Source organism: Limibacillus sp. MBR-115, assembly GCF_040549425.1.
In the GTDB taxonomy this organism is placed as follows: domain Bacteria; phylum Pseudomonadota; class Alphaproteobacteria; order Kiloniellales; family CECT-8803; genus Limibacillus; species Limibacillus halophilus.
Genome location: NZ_JBEPTJ010000012.1, coordinates 17,738 through 33,705, shown reverse-complemented (window position 1 = coordinate 33,705; position 15,968 = coordinate 17,738). Strand labels below are relative to the sequence as shown.

General features: G+C 56.8%; 14 protein-coding genes and 1 pseudogene. 4 read left to right on the top strand and 11 right to left on the bottom strand.

Features of this window, described 5'->3' with window-relative positions; all coding sequences use genetic code 11:
* Window positions 1-5: 5 nt before the first annotated feature.
* The 11 genes from ABIE63_RS17085 to ABIE63_RS17035 all read right to left on the bottom strand — a co-directional run bounded on the left by ABIE63_RS17085 (window position 6) and on the right by ABIE63_RS17035 (window position 12,644).
* The gene (locus ABIE63_RS17085) at window positions 6-947 is read right to left on the bottom strand and encodes an ornithine cyclodeaminase family protein (protein WP_354506478.1); all 942 of its coding nucleotides are present in this window, start codon (window positions 945-947) and stop codon (window positions 6-8) included.
* Entirely contained in the window at window positions 944-2,266 is a 1,323-nt protein-coding gene (locus ABIE63_RS17080) for an FAD-binding oxidoreductase (RefSeq protein ID WP_354506476.1), read from the bottom strand. The genes ABIE63_RS17085 and ABIE63_RS17080 overlap by 4 nt, the downstream gene beginning before the upstream one ends.
* 2 nt (window positions 2,267-2,268) lie before the next feature.
* Window positions 2,269-3,630, bottom strand: a complete 1,362-nt coding sequence (locus ABIE63_RS17075; protein WP_354506473.1) for an FAD-binding oxidoreductase — start codon at window positions 3,628-3,630, stop codon at window positions 2,269-2,271.
* Window positions 3,627-5,420 carry an ABC transporter permease subunit gene (locus ABIE63_RS17070; protein WP_183414563.1) on the bottom strand — a complete coding sequence of 598 codons (1,794 nt, stop codon included), beginning with the start codon at window positions 5,418-5,420 and terminating at the stop codon, window positions 3,627-3,629. The genes ABIE63_RS17075 and ABIE63_RS17070 overlap by 4 nt, the downstream gene beginning before the upstream one ends.
* Window positions 5,421-5,433: 13 nt before the next feature.
* Window positions 5,434-6,525 carry an ABC transporter ATP-binding protein gene (locus ABIE63_RS17065; protein WP_354506470.1) on the bottom strand — a complete coding sequence of 364 codons (1,092 nt, stop codon included), beginning with the start codon at window positions 6,523-6,525 and terminating at the stop codon, window positions 5,434-5,436.
* A 119-nt stretch (window positions 6,526-6,644) separates the two neighbouring features.
* On the bottom strand, window positions 6,645-7,718 hold the full coding sequence (locus tag ABIE63_RS17060; protein ID WP_183414565.1) for an ABC transporter substrate-binding protein: 1,074 nt from the start codon (window positions 7,716-7,718) through the stop codon (window positions 6,645-6,647).
* Window positions 7,719-7,762: 44 nt separating this feature from the next.
* Window positions 7,763-8,644 (bottom strand): succinate--CoA ligase subunit alpha, encoded by an 882-nt coding sequence (locus tag ABIE63_RS17055; RefSeq protein ID WP_354506467.1) that lies wholly within the window; start codon window positions 8,642-8,644, stop codon window positions 7,763-7,765.
* Window positions 8,644-9,765 carry an ATP-grasp domain-containing protein gene (locus ABIE63_RS17050; RefSeq protein WP_354506464.1) on the bottom strand — a complete coding sequence of 374 codons (1,122 nt, stop codon included), beginning with the start codon at window positions 9,763-9,765 and terminating at the stop codon, window positions 8,644-8,646. The genes ABIE63_RS17055 and ABIE63_RS17050 overlap by 1 nt, the downstream gene beginning before the upstream one ends.
* A gap of 14 nt (window positions 9,766-9,779) precedes the next feature.
* Window positions 9,780-10,556, bottom strand: coding sequence for an enoyl-CoA hydratase/isomerase family protein (locus tag ABIE63_RS17045; protein WP_183414568.1), 777 nt, complete (start codon window positions 10,554-10,556; stop codon window positions 9,780-9,782).
* A gap of 18 nt (window positions 10,557-10,574) precedes the next feature.
* Complete coding sequence (locus tag ABIE63_RS17040; protein WP_354506461.1) at window positions 10,575-11,348, bottom strand: enoyl-CoA hydratase/isomerase family protein; 774 nt, start codon at window positions 11,346-11,348, stop codon at window positions 10,575-10,577.
* A 393-nt stretch (window positions 11,349-11,741) separates the two neighbouring features.
* On the bottom strand, window positions 11,742-12,644 hold the full coding sequence (locus tag ABIE63_RS17035; protein ID WP_354506458.1) for a LysR substrate-binding domain-containing protein: 903 nt from the start codon (window positions 12,642-12,644) through the stop codon (window positions 11,742-11,744).
* 62 nt (window positions 12,645-12,706) lie between these two features.
* Here ABIE63_RS17035 and ABIE63_RS17030 point away from each other — a divergent pair, with 62 nt between their 5' ends.
* The 4 genes and pseudogenes from ABIE63_RS17030 to ABIE63_RS17015 all read left to right on the top strand — a co-directional run.
* Window positions 12,707-13,552: a phytanoyl-CoA dioxygenase family protein gene (locus ABIE63_RS17030; protein WP_354506455.1), complete on the top strand. Its 846-nt coding sequence runs from the start codon at window positions 12,707-12,709 to the stop codon at window positions 13,550-13,552.
* Window positions 13,549-14,835, top strand: coding sequence for a serine hydroxymethyltransferase (gene glyA / locus ABIE63_RS17025; protein ID WP_354506452.1), 1,287 nt, complete (start codon window positions 13,549-13,551; stop codon window positions 14,833-14,835). Before ABIE63_RS17030 ends, glyA begins: the two co-directional genes overlap by 4 nt.
* A gap of 6 nt (window positions 14,836-14,841) precedes the next feature.
* Window positions 14,842-15,192: a DDE-type integrase/transposase/recombinase gene (locus ABIE63_RS17020; RefSeq protein WP_354506449.1), complete on the top strand. Its 351-nt coding sequence runs from the start codon at window positions 14,842-14,844 to the stop codon at window positions 15,190-15,192.
* Window positions 15,193-15,791: 599 nt separating this feature from the next.
* Window positions 15,792-15,896 (top strand): annotated as a pseudogene (locus tag ABIE63_RS17015) (IS6 family transposase); the annotation flags it as partial.
* Between the last annotated feature and the right edge of the window lie 72 nt (window positions 15,897-15,968).

Sequence of the window (15,968 nt, the reverse complement as noted above, 5' to 3'; positions counted from 1 at the left end):
AGGATTTAACGCAGTTCCGCCGCTTCCAAGAGCATACGGCCGATAACGATATCCGCAAGAGCAACACCTGGAAACAAGAAGGCAATCCTTGCCTCGGCATCTACTCTGCCTGCAACCCGGCCCGTGGCTAAATCTCCCAGGTCGCCGGTGAAATCGGCCGCCTCAAAGGTTGGATTGCTCGCACGCAGCGTTAGGCTTTGCTGATTGTCGTCCGTGAAGGTCTGATCAAACCCTCGAAGGCAGTCGCTCCGCCAAGAACGGCCCAGGTCTACCATCGCTGCAAATGCGCCAGGCGCTAGGCGGTCCGCCCTTAGGAAGGGCTTGAGCCCGGGTTGTTCGGGGATCGAACTAACCACAATATCAGCGTCCGTTATGGCCTCGTCTGCCTCTTTGCAAAGCCGCGGCGCGATGCCTCGCTCCGACGCTTTCTCGGCAAAGACGTTCACGGCTTCCAGCCTGCGCCCGTAGATCGCCACTTGTTCGAGTGAAAATTCCGAAGCTAGAGCTTCTAGATGGGTCCAGGCCTGCAGCCCGCAGCCTATGACCGCGAGCCTACTAGCATCAGTTTTGGCTAGGTAGCGGGCCGCAAGTAATGTCAGGCCCGCAGTTCGCAATCCAGTCAGGTGGTTGGCTTCCATGACCGCTAGCGGTCGGCCGCTCTGCGGATCGGACAGCACCAGCAGAGCGTTGATATGTGGCAATCCCCGGGCGCTGTTACCAGCGGCTCCACCCACCCACTTAACGCCCGCCGCCATTCCCGGCACAAGAGCGGGCATGGCATGAAAGAAGGTATCATTCCCGACCGTCGTCAGTTTGGTTTTCGTAGGCATGGCAATTTTGCCTGCAGCGCGCAGCTTGAAAACGTCCGCCAGAGCGTCGGCAAGCTTAGGTGCGGGGGGTGCAAGCGCTGCCACCTCGGCCTCATTGAGGAACAGCAAGCGGGTCATCCTAAATTCCCAGGATGGCTTTCCACGGAATCGCCCTTCGATCCTCTGATGAGCCCGTGCGTCGCGAAACGCTCTGGACGAAAGGGATGAATATTGATCGGCGGCTCTTCCCCGGCGACCAGGGCGGAAACGATATTCGCCGTTGTTGCACTAGCCGTCAAACCTGTATGTCCATGACCGAAGGCAAAGATCACATCTCGGTTCAACTGGGAGCGGCCGATAACAGGCAAGGTGTCGGGTAAGGTCGGCCTTGAACCCACCCAATGGCGCGGTCGCGTCCGGTTGAGATTTGGAATATAACGAGTGGCAAGTCGCTCAAGCATTGCAATGCGGCGCCCGTTGGGCGCTTTGTCGATGTTCGTTGTAAACTCTGCCGTGCCTGCGACGCGCAGCCCCTGGGCCATGCTGTTGGCCGCCAGCTTTTCCTCGGCAAACATGATTGCGTTGTGGAGGGTAATTCCTGGCTCTGCGTACATGATGTGGTAGCCACGTTCGGCAACCAAGGGAAAGGCATGACCCAGGCCTAGCGCCAGTTGTGCCGACCAAACGCCCGCAGCCAGGACGAGGGTGTCGGCATTGATCGTCTCCTCTTCGGTGACGATTGAGACGCCTCTCTCTGCATTCTGCGAAAGCGCCCGAACTTCGCGTTGCAGGATGCGACCCTGTCGATGTTCAAAATCGGACGCCAGTGCCTTCACAAGACCACCAGGGTCTAGAGTTCGGCCGTGACCACTTAGAAGCACCCCGTTAGTAAAGCCAGCAGCGAGCGCAGGCTCTGCTTCGCGCAGCTCTCCCGCACTCAGTTCTTCGATCGACATGCCCAGTTCACGTCGCAGCTTCCAGACATTGCCGTCTTTGGCATAAGCTTCCTTGCGTCGGTATACATGCAGATAGTTACAGCGCTGAACCAATTGCTTGCAGTTAGCGGCTTCGGCTTGCGCAAGGTGATCTTCAACTGCCTTTACATGAAGGGCATGCAAAGCCTGCCCCACCTTCATGACCCGGTTCGGCGTGGCCGCTCGCTGTGCGGTAGCGAACCAGGGCAGCAGCGTCGGGAGACTGCGCCAATCGACTGCCAACGGGCCGTCGCGCGCTAAAAGCAATCCGGGGACTTGCTTCCAGGTCCCCGGGAGAATCTGTGGCACGCAGGAGCTTGTCGAGATGACACCCGCATTGCCATGAGAACAGGCCTCACCCGGCGAAAGCCTGTCGATCAGGGTCACCTGATAACCCTTCTCCTGAAGCCGTCGCGCTACGGAAACCCCTACGATTCCCGCACCCACCACCACAATCTTCTTTCCTTTGCCTGACCCCAGCATCGCTACAGCCTCTCGTCTTTTAAAGCATACCATTTCATCGCTGCGCGCTGCCCTAATCGCCTGAAGGCCGCCATTGGGTATTTCGGCAGGGCAGCGGTAAGAGGCGTCGGCAGCGACACCTGCTGGCCAGTGATTTTCTCGGCGATACGGCGTCCTGCATGCAAGCTGCAGGATACGCCGCTTCCGATGTATCCCAACGCGTAATGCAAGCTTTGATCATCTTCCGCCGTGGTGATATGGGGAAGGGAATCGGGGGTCAGGGCAACCCAGCCTCCCCAGAAATATTCGACTGAAGGCGCCTTCATGAAAGGAAACTTACGTTCGATAACCCGAAGAAGTTCTTGCCTGTGTGCCGCCATTTGGCGAGGCGTGGCTCTGACCGGCCCCTTACCCCCCAGCATGATGCGATCGTCCGGCAATCGCCGGTAGTAGTGCAGCAATGTGCGGGCATCACTCATGCAATCGCTAGTCACAAAATTCCCCGCCTGTTTTTCCTCCAGCGTCATTGGTCGGGTGACAACGATGTTGGACATGACAGGTAAAAGACGGTGGCGCAATTTTGGAAACAAACCCTCGACGGTATAGCCGTTGGTACTGATGACCAGGTGCCGAGCACGTACCAAGCCGCGGGGCGTAGAGATCACGTGCCTGCCTCCATCTTTATCCAGGCCAAGCGCAGGCGTATCGCGGAATATCACTGCCCCCTGGCCACGCGCCGCGCGGACGAGCCCATAGACCAGTTTCAAAGGATGCATCGCAAAGGATAGTGGCCATCTGAGGGCGCCATAGCCATCACCGCATGCAACATGTTCGGCAGCCAGACGCTTGGCATCCAAAAACTCAACAGCCATGCCATAACGGTTACGCAGTAAGTCGCCTTCTCGTTGGAGCGCGGCGACCCGCCCGGCCCGATGGGCAATCTTTAACCAACCTTCCGGCATCACATCGCAGTCGATGTCGGCTTCCTGAATTACATTACGCGCCGTCTCAAGGGCGGCAAGGGCTTCCGCAAACATCGCGTCCGCGATCTCAGCACCCCATTTCCTCTCCCAATCCGCGTGGGGAACCCGGCCAATAGCCGGACGCGCAAAGCTTCCATTGCGCCCACTACAGCCCCATCCCGGTTGGTTCGCCTCGATCACCGCAACGCTGGCAACCCGCAGCTTGGTGAGGTGATATGCGCAGGAAAGCCCTGTGTAGCCCCCGCCAATGATGGCTACATCGCAATCTAAATCGCTCTCTAACCGACCATCGTCATCGGGCGCTGTCCCCGCCGTCGCTTGCCAGTAGGTGGGTGTGACGGGTTGAGCGGTGGGTGGCCGACTCATCCCCAAAGGGTCAGGGTAGGAAGGAGCGTCGATCACCGCATCCTCTCGCCGCGCCGTCTTAGATATTCCGAAGTCAGGATAACAGCAGTCATGAAGACCAACACCATCGCCGCGACGGCAGCCAGTGCTGGTGAAACCTGCAATAGCGCGTTGTCCCACATCTGCCTGGGCAAGGTCGTCGTATCGCCCCCTGCAACGAAGAGCGCTATGGTCAGTTCATCAAAAGAAATGACAAAGGCGAACATGAAAGCTGCAATTAGGCCAGACTTGAGCAGAGGCAGCGTTACATGACGCAACGTGCGCGCCTTGTCGGCGCCTAGCGTGTAGGCGGCATGGTCAAGCCGTTCGTCATATTGCTTGAGCACGGCCACCATAGTGACCACAACGTAGGGGACCGCCAAAACAGTATGTCCTATCGCCAATCCTGCAGTGGTGGCGACCAGCCCGATGTCCGCAAAAAGATAGAACAAGGCAACCGCGATAATGATGTTGGGCATGATGATCGGCGACACCAGGAATCCGATAAGTGCGGTCTTAAAGCGTGCACGCCGCACAATATAGAAGGCAGCAGGGACACCGAGTAGCAATCCGGCCAGACCAGCAAGCGTCGCTACGACGAAGGACCTTATCGCCGCCTCAACCCAGAGCACATTGTCAAAGACCGACCCGTACCATTGGAACGAAAATCCTTCCGGGGGCCATCCGAGGAACTGCCCCTCGGTAAAACTAACTGGAATCACGAAGAACGCCGGACCCGCCAGGAAAAAGAGAATCAGCAGTACACCCATCCAGAGCATTCGGCGTCCTACATCCGGCCTGCGACGGTCGGCCCGAATCGGTCTGATCTTCTCAAGGATTTCGGCAAGGAGTTCACAAATGAACGCTGTACACTCGACCAGGAGAGAGCCGAGGCGGCGGCCAACCCAACCAATGGGATTGCGCCAGACCGAACCGTCCTGGCGCATAGCGCCTCCCGACAACGTCGACAGTCCTACCAAGCGATCGTAGATCAAAAAGATGACCAGCGCCACGAGCAGCAAGGCGACGGCTATGGCCCCGGCGAAGCTCCAGTTCAGCAGGTCTTTGATTTGGAAGATAATGAGTTGCGCAATCACTGTCTCCCGCTCGCTCCCGAGCAAGGCCGGGGTGATGAAGAAACCGAGCGCAGTGATGAAGACTAGGAGGCCGCCTGCCGCGACACCCGGCAATGACAACGGCAGGTAGACCCTCAAGAAGGCCTGGGCCGGGCGGGCCCCAAGAGTGGCAGCAGCCCTAGAAAGGTTGCGGTCGATGTTCTCCATGACGGACAGCATCGTGAGCACGGCAAGCGGCATCAGTGCATGCACCATACCGATCATGACACCGGTGAAGTTGTATAGCAGGCTGGGTGGGTCCGGCAGCCCCAGCGCCGACGCCAATTGGCTGACGGCGCCGTTTCGCCCCAACAGCACGATCCAGGCAAAGGTGCGCACCAGAAAGCTGGTCCAAAATGGCATCAGGACCCAAATTACCCAGAAATTCCTCTGGTTCTTCCCAAGCGTTGAAAGAAGATAGGCTACGGGAAATGCCGCCGCGATCGATATGAATGCTGTCCAGCCCGCGATTTTGAATGTGATACCTAGAACCCGACCAACGACAAAGGAATCCTGGAGTTTTAGATAGTGCTCGAAGGTGAGTTCGTTGCCCGAACCAGTCACACTGAGCGACAGCAAAAGCACCACCGGGAAAACGAATGTCACACCAAGGAACAAGATTACCGGAAGGATAGGCCAAAACTGCTGGGCCTTTCGAATTACGCTTCTGTTAGAACCAGTGAGACTTGCCATGACGGTCCTCCCTTCAATTATCGGGGAGGACAACAGCGCGCTCGGCGGACCACCCGAGATGAACATGACGGTCACCCGATTGTGCGCCAACCGGCCCGCTTGTCAGGGACTTTGCAATTATCTCCAATCCGCTGGCAGCTCTGCAGAAAGTCTGGGTCATGCCACCGGTCATGATCACATCCGTGACCCGCGCTTCAACCCGGTTGTCCAGTATCACGTCGACATCTAGGCTGACAGTTTCCGGCCGCACCATGACACTGACTTTCTGACCCTTAAGGAGCGAATGATCGCTAACTCCCAGGACACGCGTGCCGTCGGTCAACTCGACTGCGACTCTTTCCGAATCGCACCCGACAACCTGCCCTGCGAGCAGATTGGCTTCACCAAGGAAATCCGCGGCAAAGACTGACTGCGGCCTGAAGTATAGATCGTCGGGTGTACCAATCTGCTCTATACGACCATCGCGCATAAGGCAGATTCTGTCGGACATCACCAGAGCCTCTTCCTGATCGTGAGTGACATAAAGGACAGCGATGTTGTGCTCCTGGTGTAATCTCTTGATTTCGAGCTGGAGTTGGTCGCGCAGCTTCTTGTCAAGTGCGCCGAGTGGCTCGTCCATCAGGATCACCGAAGGTTCGTAGACCATGGCACGGGCCAGCGCGATTCGTTGTTGCTGACCACCGGATAACTGTCGGGGGTAGCGGCTAGCCAAATGTGGGAGTTGGACGACCTCAAGAACCTTCTCGACCGCCTCGCGTATCTTAGCCGCGGGCCATTTGCGCATCTTGAGCGCGAAAGCGACATTATCAAAGATCGTCATATGCGGAAACAGGGCATAGTTCTGAAACACCATGCCGATGTCACGTTTAAAGGGTGGTAGGTAAGTCGCTAGCTGCCCGTCGATTCGTATCTCACCACCATCCGGTTCATTCAAACCGGCAATCGTAAGCAGCAAAGTTGTCTTGCCCGAGCCTGACGGTCCTAGAAGGGTCAGGAATTCCCCATCCGCAAGATACAGATCCGCACCTTCGAGAGCGACAAAATCCCCATAGGTTTTGCGCAAAGCGCGCACTTCCAGCTTTTTCTGATCCTGTAGTGAGGTCATAGGCAGATTCCAGGTTTGACGCGTCAGTCGACAAGTGCTTGACGCAAGAAGCCTTGGGGGAAGCAGCAGCTCCGGTCGCCGTAGCGACCGGAGCTACCTGCATTTTATCTATCAGGAAATCAGGAGAGCAGCCATTCGTTGAAACGCTGCTCGGCCGCTTCCTTATGCTCGCCCCACCAACCCTGGTCGGCAAGGACCATACGTTCAATGTTCTGCGGAGCCGTCGGCAGAGACTTCGCCCGCTCAGCAGAAATAAAATTGTAGGCCTTCGGGTTCGTCGGCCCATAAGCGAGCTTGTTGGTGAAGGCTGCCTGGCGTTCAGGGTCGGCGCAATAGGAGATGAACTTCCGGCCGAGATCAGCCTTCGGGTTCCCCTTGGGAATTGCCCAACCTTCCATCGAATAGAGACCTTGGTTCCACTCTATGGACACTGGCGCACCACCATCAATGACGGTTTGTGCACGCCCATTCCAAGTTGGCAACATATCTACTTCACCAGTCTGCAGAAGTTGGCTTGTCTGGGCGCCACCTGTCCACCAGACATCAATGTGGCCTCTTATATCGTCGAGCTTGTTCAGAGCGCGTTCGATATCGAGCGGATAGAGATCCTTCGGATCCACGCCATCCGCCAACAGAGCAATCTCTAACGTGTCAATAGGGCTGCGGCGCAATGCCCGACGGCCGGGAAAGCCCTTCACGTCCCAAAAATCCGCCCAGGAGCGAGGCTCTTTACCCTTGAGGGTATCTTGCCGGTAGGCCAAGGTCGTCGCATAAACGTCCGTACCCATCCAGTTTTTGGCGCGAGCCTCAGGCATAATGTCCTGCATGTGCTCACCGGACCAATCCAGATCCTCTAGCAGATCACGCGCACCCAGCAACACTTGTCCTGCCAACGTGACAGTTACAACGTCCCAGGTATAAGACTTGGTCTCTACGATGGCCTGGATATGACTGGTGGGCTGATGTTCTCGCGCAATGTTCGCGACTGTGATTCCCGAGGCTTTTTCGTAGGGCCGGTAAAAAGCCTCCCCAAAAGCGTCCTTGAAGGGACCACCCGGATCCGCAACCGTGATGCGCTCGGCGGCAAGCAATTTGCTCGGCAAGCCCATGGCGCCCACTGATGCAACTCCCGCACCTGCAGCCAACAACAAATCCCTTCGCGTGACCTTCATATTTCCACTGTCGTACTTCATCGGCATGTTCTCCTCCCTAGTTGCCACTCTTCTACAATGGCGTTTCAATAAACTTCCGCAGGAGCCTTGAGCCGCGCCAAGGCCGCACCAACTCCGATTACGTCATTGACAACGATGGCTCCTGCGCGTTCTAAAGCGGCGCGCTTCCCGGGGACGTTTTCTTCAGGGGAACCAAGGATGGCGCCCGCATGCCCCATTGTTTTGCCAGCTGGTGCGTGCAGGCCCGCGATATAGGCCACTACGGGCTTTTTCATGTGCCGCGCGACCTCAGCCGCCTGCAGTTCACTCCGCCCCCCAATCTCTCCTATCAAGACCACTGCCGTGGTGTCTGGGTCTGCGTCGAATAGGTGCAACGCATCGGCATGGGACATTCCAATGATGGGGTCGCCACCAAGGCAAACGACGCTGCTTTGACCAAGGCCCTTCGCATTGAGAGAATCGATGACTTCATAGGTCAGCGTTCCACTTTTTGAGACGATTCCAATCGGCCCGCGCCGCAACAGTTTCCCATTGAGGTCCGAAAGATTTGCCAGCCCCGGGCTTATGCAGCCCGCAGCATTTGGTCCTATGAGATTCACCCCTCGATAAGCCGCATAAGCGGCAATGCGCGCGGCGTCTTGGACCGGGACGCCTTCGGCATAGACGACCATGGTTTTGATCCCGGCATCAATCGCCTCAAAGGCGGCCGCACACGCTTGCCCTGCCGGTACCGAAAGGAACGCGCAGTTAGCGCGGGCGATGGCAACTGCTTCATGGCACGAGGAAAATACCGGCAGACCGGAAACCGTTTCGCCACCACGCTTAGGCGAAACCCCGCCAACCAGAGGCGTGCCCTCAGAAAGGAGCTTATCCGCCAAGTTTCGCCCAGTATGGCCTGTAATGCCTTGAATCACGATCCGGCTATCGCCATTCACCAGTATCGCCATCAACTGCGCCCCTTATAATGCGTGACCGCCTCTATGGCCGCACTGAGGTCTTCGAATACTTCAAACCCTTGTTCAGTGAGCATGGCCCGTCCGCTTTCACTGTTACGTCCCTTGAGCCTGATCACGACCCGGCCCCGCAACGGCGCTATCTTTTGCGCTTCTACCAGCATCCGCGCCAGCTCATCGCAAAGCGCTGTATGCAGGTAAGCATTGAAGAACGTGATGAGGGGGTTAGCGTCGGATACCGCCTCGAAAACGCGGCCAAGCGCCTCGCCGCCGGCTAGCACTGACCCGCCTAGATCTACAACACCGCGTACCGACAGTCCCCTTTCGGATAGCAGATCAAGCGTGGCCATCATCAGACCGGCGCCGCTAACAACGGCCATGATCTCGCCGCCGGTGTTTATTTCGATTCCGGTTGCACCGGCAGAAGCGACGCCCGTTTCAAACGGGCTGCGGTCGTCCGCCGAATCTTGCTGCATTTGTTCCAACGCTTCTCGCCGAAAGGCTGCGTTATTGTCCAAAGTCACTTTGGCGTCGGCGGCATAGACCTCGCCCGATACAGTCAGCACCAAGGGATTGATTTCGGCCAGCGTCGCATCTTCAGCAACGACCAGAGCGTAAAGAGAAGTTAGAGCTTCAGCGACAGGCACCTCGAGGGTAGCACTCAAATCAAGATGCTTAACCGCCGCCCTCACATGGTATTCCCGCAGACCGACCAAAGGGTCAATCGGCAACCGAAGCAGTTCTCCTGAACTAGTCTCCTCTATGTCCACACCTCCATTGGGAGACGCCAGAATCACTAGGCTCTTGCGATCCCGGTCAAGGGCTATGGCCAGGTAAATTTCCCGCGCGATATCCAAACGCTGTTCTACATAGACACCCTTGCAGCGCTGGCCATCCAGAGTCAGATCGGTGAGTCGGGGCGCCATTTCCTCAACGGCTGCAATACTGTCGGCAAACTGGATAGCGCCGCGCTTACCGCGCTTGCCCGTCGCCATTTGGGCCTTGAGTACATAACCTCCGTCCCAGTCTGGTCGATTGGGCCAAAGAGTGCCGTACGGCACGGGAATCCCGTGCCGCGCGAAGAGCGCTTTACCCTGGTGTTCCAGAAGATCCATCGCTTCGTTGCTCCTCAGGCCGACTGCTTGCGCCTGGCACGGGTGGCAAAGAATTCTTCCATCATTCGCTGAGGCTCACCGCTGGCGTATGCTTCTTTCTGATTCCGGCTACCTGCTGCGACAGCGTCCTTAAATCCCGCGTCGGTCATTTCCGCAAAACGACGCTTGTTGAGCGCCATGGCAACCGGTGGTTTTGCCGCGAGTTCCGCCGCGACTTCACGCGCTTTTGCTGCGACTTGGTCTGCGGGCACGAGATGATGGATAAGGCCGATGCGATAGCATTCGTCGCCGTCCATCATACGGCCCGTCAGAGTCAGTTCGATGGTCCGGGAAAGACCCAGCATTTGGTTCATGAGCCAGGGGCCCAGAGTGCTAGCGATGCCCGAGTTGATTTCTGGTTGTCCCATACGGCTCGCAGCATGCCCAACTCGGATGTCGCACTGCAAAGCAACCTGGAACGCGGATCCGGCAGCCACGCCATTGAGCGCTGCAATCAGCGGCTTGTTCATTCCACGGATTGCTGCGTAAAGGTTGCGCCACTCTTCGACCCAGTCACCCGCGCGGGCAGTATCAAAAGATTTTGTCTCGTTCAAGTCCTGGCCTGCGGAGAAGGCCCGATCACCAGAGCCAGTCAGAATGACCGCCCGCACGGAGTCATCGGCGTTCATGGCATTCAGCGCCTTGGCCAGTTCCTTGCGCATCGGCGAATGCCAAGCATTGAGAACGGCCGGACGGTTCAAGGTGATAGTGCCAATAGCGTCTTTTATATCGGTTATGAGAAAGTCATACATCAATGTCTCCTATTGCCTCTAAGTGTTGGTTTGCTGACTGCGAGATCTAAGAAACTGCTCCATAGCGGCTTGAGGCTGGCCAGTCCTGATTGCTTCGGCCTGATATTTCGCCGCCTTTGCCTCTGCATCCCCAAGTCCGGAGCTCGCGAGGCTGTGCAAGAATCTGTGTGTCAAAGCCATCGCAGTCGGTGCCTTTTCCGCTATCTCGGCAGCCACCGTTCTGGCTTCGGCAACGAGCTGGTCAGGCTCGCTCAACCGATGAATCAAACCCCATTCCTGCGCCTCTTCGGCATGGAATATCCGCCCTGTGAGAACAAGTTCGCGCATACGTGATTGGCCGAGATGAATGCTTAGGAGATAGCTGCCGACGATCGCAGGGAGCCCCACATTTGCCTCAGCCATAAGCAACCGTGCAGAAGGCACCGCGATCCGGATATCCGCCATCAGGGCTAACTGCAAACCGGCGCCTGCCGCCGTTCCATTGATAGCGGCGACCATTGGCTTAGTGCATTGACTTACGCCCTCGAAAAATCGCCTCCACCCAGCCATCCAGCGATCACCATCGGAATGGCCCAACGCGGCGCTCTCATTCAGGTCCTGCCCGGCGCAAAAAGCCCTGTTGCCAGCACCGGTGATGACAATGGCGCGGATATCCTGGCTACGAGAGGCAAAATCCAATGATTCAACGATTTGGTCCCGCGCCGCTGCGTCCAACGCATTCAATCGCTCGGGTCTTGAGATCGTAACCCAAAGAAGGGAGCCCTCCTTGTTTGCTATCACGCCACCTTTCATTGGGCCCCTCATCTGTTAATAAAATATTGTATACCAATAATGTATATTGATTATCAATTTTGCTCACAAGCTATTAAAATCGTCAACAACCTTTTGCATGGTACCTGGTGCCGTCACCTATGGACGCTTCTCCGATTGCAAGGGAAGTGTTGTTAGACAAATTCGAACCGGCGTTGACTTACACAACTCGCGCCAAACGTCTGGCAATGAGAAGCACGCGCCATTCGGCGAGAGCGGCGGCGCGGTTCAGCTTGTAAATGGCTCAAGAGGAAAGGCTGCGTTGACGCTGGCATGTGTCCAGCCTGTTTGCGCGGTGAATGCGACCGCTAGCCCTGATGAAGTCCGCTTGCCGGGCCCCAAGCAGACAATTGAACTTTAACGCCCTGACTGCACCTAAGGCCCAGGTGCACATACATTGCCGAACGACGCCGTCAGCCAGCTTCGAAAGCGTTTCACGTAATCCAGATGGGCGGATTTATCCGGCACCACGACAAAATATCCCTGCTGCGCCGCAATTGTTTGTTCCAGAGGACACACCAGTTCATTGCGCGCAAAAAGATCGCGCAGCAGAAGCTTGTGCCCCATTGCGATACCGCCGCCAGCCCGCGCGGTGTCGATGGCCATGCTATAATGTGTGAAGAATTGGCCGTCGCCACCCAATGACCCTGCAACACCGGCCGTCGTCAGCCAACGCGTCCAGTCGTCGGACCAATAGGTATCGTGCAGTAGCAGGCATCGCGAAAGATCCTCGGCTCTGTGAATTGCCATCTTCTCCGCATAGTCCGGTGTGCATACAGGCGCCAGCGTATCGTGGCCCAGGTATGTCGCGGTCAATCCCTCGGTGTCCGTCGTCCCATAGCGAATCCCGAGTTGTGCGTCAGAGCGTGAGAAATCGACCATCTCCGCGTCCGCAGATACGACGATGTCAATGTGCGGCATGGACTGTTGAAAGCCGGGCATTCGGGGCACGAGCCAAATGGATGCGAATGCCGGTAACACTGTGATCTTGAGTTGGCCACGGACCCGCGATCCGGCAACGCGCTCCGTTTCCTTCTCGAGGATGTTTAAAGCGTTTCGGACCGCGGAATGATACCGGCGGCCCGCGGCTGTCAAGACCACCCGTCGACCAGATCTTCTAAACAATGAAACGCCCAGAAACTGCTCAAGCTGCTTTATCTGCTGGCTTACGGCACCTTTTGATACCCTAAGGTCATTAGCGGCCTGGACAAAGCTCTCGTGTTCCGCCGCGAGTTCAAAGTACCGGATCGTTCCCAAGGGTGGAATGGCGCGGACCATTGTTTAGTTTGCCTATTCAGTAGCGTAGTTTTTGATGATTGCACCGCGCTGAAAAGCCGTCAATGCTGATAGCCTCATTCAAGGACTATCGGGTGGTGGCGAAAATGAAACTGACCGATGCGCAGATCAAACAACTTGAGACGGACGGATTCATCATTATTCCGGAACGCTTCACTCAGGCCGAGGTTGCGGCAATCCGTTCCCGCCTTCCGCAAATCTTTTCGCAGCACCATGAGGCAAACATCATTGAGCGGAATTCCGGTGTCGTCCGCACAGCGATGGGTCTGCACCTGCGTGATGATCTGTTCGCTGCTCTTGTCCGACATCCCCGCCTGATCGGACCGGCGCAGCAGTTATTCGGCGAACCGATCTACGCTCAGCAGGTGAAGGTGAACGTGAAGGCGGCATTTTCCGGCGAGATGTGGCAATGGCACGCGGACTTCGCAACGCATCACGAGGAAGACGGGGTCAGAATGCCGCGCGCCCTCAACTTGCACATACTTCTCGACGAGGTAACCGAGTTCAACGGCCCGCTCTATTTTTTGCCCGGTTCGCACCGTGCCGGCGACCATGCAGCCAAGCTCGACAACAAGACGACAAGCTATACCCTTTGGGCGACCGACCATGCGCGCGTACGCGAAATGGCCGAACGCGGAGGCATCGTCGCCGCAAAGGGACGGCCAGGCACCATGCTCATATTCCATGACACGCTTATTCATGGTTCCCCGAACAACATGTCTCCATGGGACCGGTCGATCTTCTCGCTCATCGTCAACCCGGTATCGAATGCCTACACGGCCCCAACCCGGCCTGACTACAAGCATCATCGGGATCTTACGCCGCTCGAACCTCTCGCAGATGATTGCCTGGAAACCTATGTGAACAGACTAAGGGCGCCTGCGGCATGAGCCCGAACAACCTAAGAACCGAGCGCATGGATGATACCGCATCGGTCTACTTCCGCACTCCGCTCTCGTCCGCCGACCCTGACGTCGCTGCCCTCGTTGCATCGGAGCGAAACCGCCAGCATCAGCACATCGAGTTGATCGCTTCGGAGAATGTCGTCAGCCGGGCCGTTATGGAAGCGCAGGGCTCGATCTTTTCGAACAAGACAGTCGAAGGCTATCCCGGTGCCCGCTACCACGGCGGGGCCGAGATCGCCGATGCCCTGGAAACCCTGGGGTCACAACGCGCTTGCAAGCTTTTTAACGCTGCCGAGGTCAACCTGCAGCCTCATTCGGGTTCTCAAGCTAACTTGGCCGTTTTCTCGGCCCTGCTTCAGCCGTTCGACTCGGTGCTCGCTCTCGATCTCAAATCTGGGGGACATCTCAGTCACGGGGCGAAAGCTAACATCAGCGGCAAGCTGTTCACGATCCACACTTATGGCCTGCGATCGGATACCGGCTTCATCGACCTCGACCAGCTTGCTGACATGGCGCGCGCCAATCGACCGAAGTTGATCGTAGCGGGCGGATCGTCATACCCGCGTGCGTTAGATTTGAAGGCGTTTCGGCAGATTGCCGACGACGTTGGCGCTTATTTGCTTGTCGATATGGCTCATTTTGCAGGATTGGTGGCCGGCGGCGTTCTCGACAACCCCGTCGAGTTCGCAGACGTGGTCACGACCACCACTTACAAGTCTCTACGCGGCGCGCGCGGTGGCATGATCCTATGGAACCGTGACGACCTGAGCCGAAGGCTCCGCTCGGCGGTATTCCCCGGCGTCCAGGGCAGCCCGCTTTTGAACATGCTGGCGGCAAAAACTGTCGGGCTTGGCGAGGCATTGCAGCCGTCGTTTCAGCTATACGCCGAACTGGTGCAACGGAATGCCCGTGCGCTCGCCAATCAACTGGCGTCCGACGGTTTGAGCATCGTCACGGGCGGAACTGATACGCCCCTGATGCTCGTCGATCTGACGGACCTCGATATGGACGGACAGACAGCGAGCGACAAACTTGCCGCCATCGGGATCACCTGCAATAAGAATTTGATTCCGAACGATTCGCGCTCTCCTGCAACGACCTCGGGACTGCGGTTGGGTGTATCGGCAATGACTTCGCGCGGCATGGTCGAGGCGGACGCGCGTCAGATCGGGTCCTGGATCGCCGATTGCTTGCTTGGCCGAACTGTGTCGCCCCAAGCCGTGCGCCGCGACGTCAAAGCAATGGCGAGTGGCTTTGACTTCTACTAAGGAAAGTTGGCACTGAGATTCCTAAGGAAAGCAATGCGCAGGCATGGCCAGCCTAAGATCATTGTAACCGACCGGCTAATATCCTATGGGGCCGAGATGAAAGAGATCGGCAATATCGATCATCAGCTAACCGGCCGCTGGATGAACAACCGAGTAGAGAACTCACACCTACCATTCCGACGAAGGGAGCGGGCTAGCTTCGATTCCGCCGAATGCGAAGTCTTCAGAAATTCACCGCCGTCCACGCCTCCGTCAATAACCTCTTCAACACGGGAACGCAGCCTCTCAAGTCGAAAAATTTTCAAGTTCAACCGTGATGCCGCCCTCGACGAGTGGCGTGGTCTTTTCGCTGCCTGACGATCGGCTCGACTGGAGTATACTGAGAGTAGTTTGAATTAGTCTGACACCTCCGCAGCCATTGCTCAGAGAAAGCGACGGAACACACCGCTCACTGTCCCCACAAGCCATTGAGATTGCGGACAGAGTTCAGCGCACTACGATACCGACAATGTTGGGGCTGACTGCGTGGCGGTGGAGGCAGTCTGCTGCGAACCGACCTCTGCACGAATTTCCCTGATAACAGGGAAAATACAGGGAAATTTCGGTATTTAGCCGATTTTGAGACGATTCTAAGCGCGCTAACCGATTGTAGTTGCCATGTTTTTTCGTGAAATTCCCTAACCTACAGAACAGGGAATATCTTTCAATGAACAGGGAATTATATTTCAGGATCAGGGAAATGGCGGGCTCGCTTAAGAAAGTGCCTCTTTGTCTCATTTCTTCTAGATGATCGTTTCGGTATGCCATCCTTGCATCCGTCCACAATCTCTTCAACATGAGAACGCTACCTTTACTCTCGAATCACCTTCAAACTAAACCGCGCCGCCGCTCTCTCCGAGTGGCGCGGCCTCGTCGATATTGGCCTGTCGGCCCGGCATGATCGTGGGCTTAGAGCCAACAATAAAGCCGAGAACTCTCATCAGCCCGTTCGACGACGAAAGCGAAAGCAACAAGGCTTCAAGTCACCAGACTCCGCTCAACGGTTGCCATCCGTTCACGACGCCACCTACAACACCTTCAACTGTCAGCGTCATCTCCTCAGTCGACCAGGCTACAAGGTCCTAAGATCCAAC

What these genes read in the sequence shown, in the direction of transcription:
- ABIE63_RS17040 (WP_354506461.1), bottom strand. Translation starts at nt 11,348, where the DNA reads ATGAAAGGTGGCGTGATAGCAAACAAGGAGGGCTCCCTTCTTTGGGTT.
- ABIE63_RS17035 (WP_354506458.1), bottom strand. Translation starts at nt 12,644, where the DNA reads ATGGTCCGCGCCATTCCACCCTTGGGAACGATCCGGTACTTTGAACTC.
- ABIE63_RS17030 (WP_354506455.1), top strand. Translation starts at nt 12,707, where the DNA reads ATGCTGATAGCCTCATTCAAGGACTATCGGGTGGTGGCGAAAATGAAA.
- ABIE63_RS17060 (WP_183414565.1), bottom strand. Translation starts at nt 7,718, where the DNA reads ATGAAGTACGACAGTGGAAATATGAAGGTCACGCGAAGGGATTTGTTG.
- ABIE63_RS17055 (WP_354506467.1), bottom strand. Translation starts at nt 8,644, where the DNA reads ATGGCGATACTGGTGAATGGCGATAGCCGGATCGTGATTCAAGGCATT.
- ABIE63_RS17050 (WP_354506464.1), bottom strand. Translation starts at nt 9,765, where the DNA reads ATGGATCTTCTGGAACACCAGGGTAAAGCGCTCTTCGCGCGGCACGGG.
- ABIE63_RS17045 (WP_183414568.1), bottom strand. Translation starts at nt 10,556, where the DNA reads ATGTATGACTTTCTCATAACCGATATAAAAGACGCTATTGGCACTATC.
- ABIE63_RS17065 (WP_354506470.1), bottom strand. Translation starts at nt 6,525, where the DNA reads ATGACCTCACTACAGGATCAGAAAAAGCTGGAAGTGCGCGCTTTGCGC.
- glyA (WP_354506452.1), top strand. Translation starts at nt 13,549, where the DNA reads ATGAGCCCGAACAACCTAAGAACCGAGCGCATGGATGATACCGCATCG.
- ABIE63_RS17085 (WP_354506478.1), bottom strand. Translation starts at nt 947, where the DNA reads ATGACCCGCTTGCTGTTCCTCAATGAGGCCGAGGTGGCAGCGCTTGCA.
- ABIE63_RS17080 (WP_354506476.1), bottom strand. Translation starts at nt 2,266, where the DNA reads ATGCTGGGGTCAGGCAAAGGAAAGAAGATTGTGGTGGTGGGTGCGGGA.
- ABIE63_RS17070 (WP_183414563.1), bottom strand. Translation starts at nt 5,420, where the DNA reads ATGGCAAGTCTCACTGGTTCTAACAGAAGCGTAATTCGAAAGGCCCAG.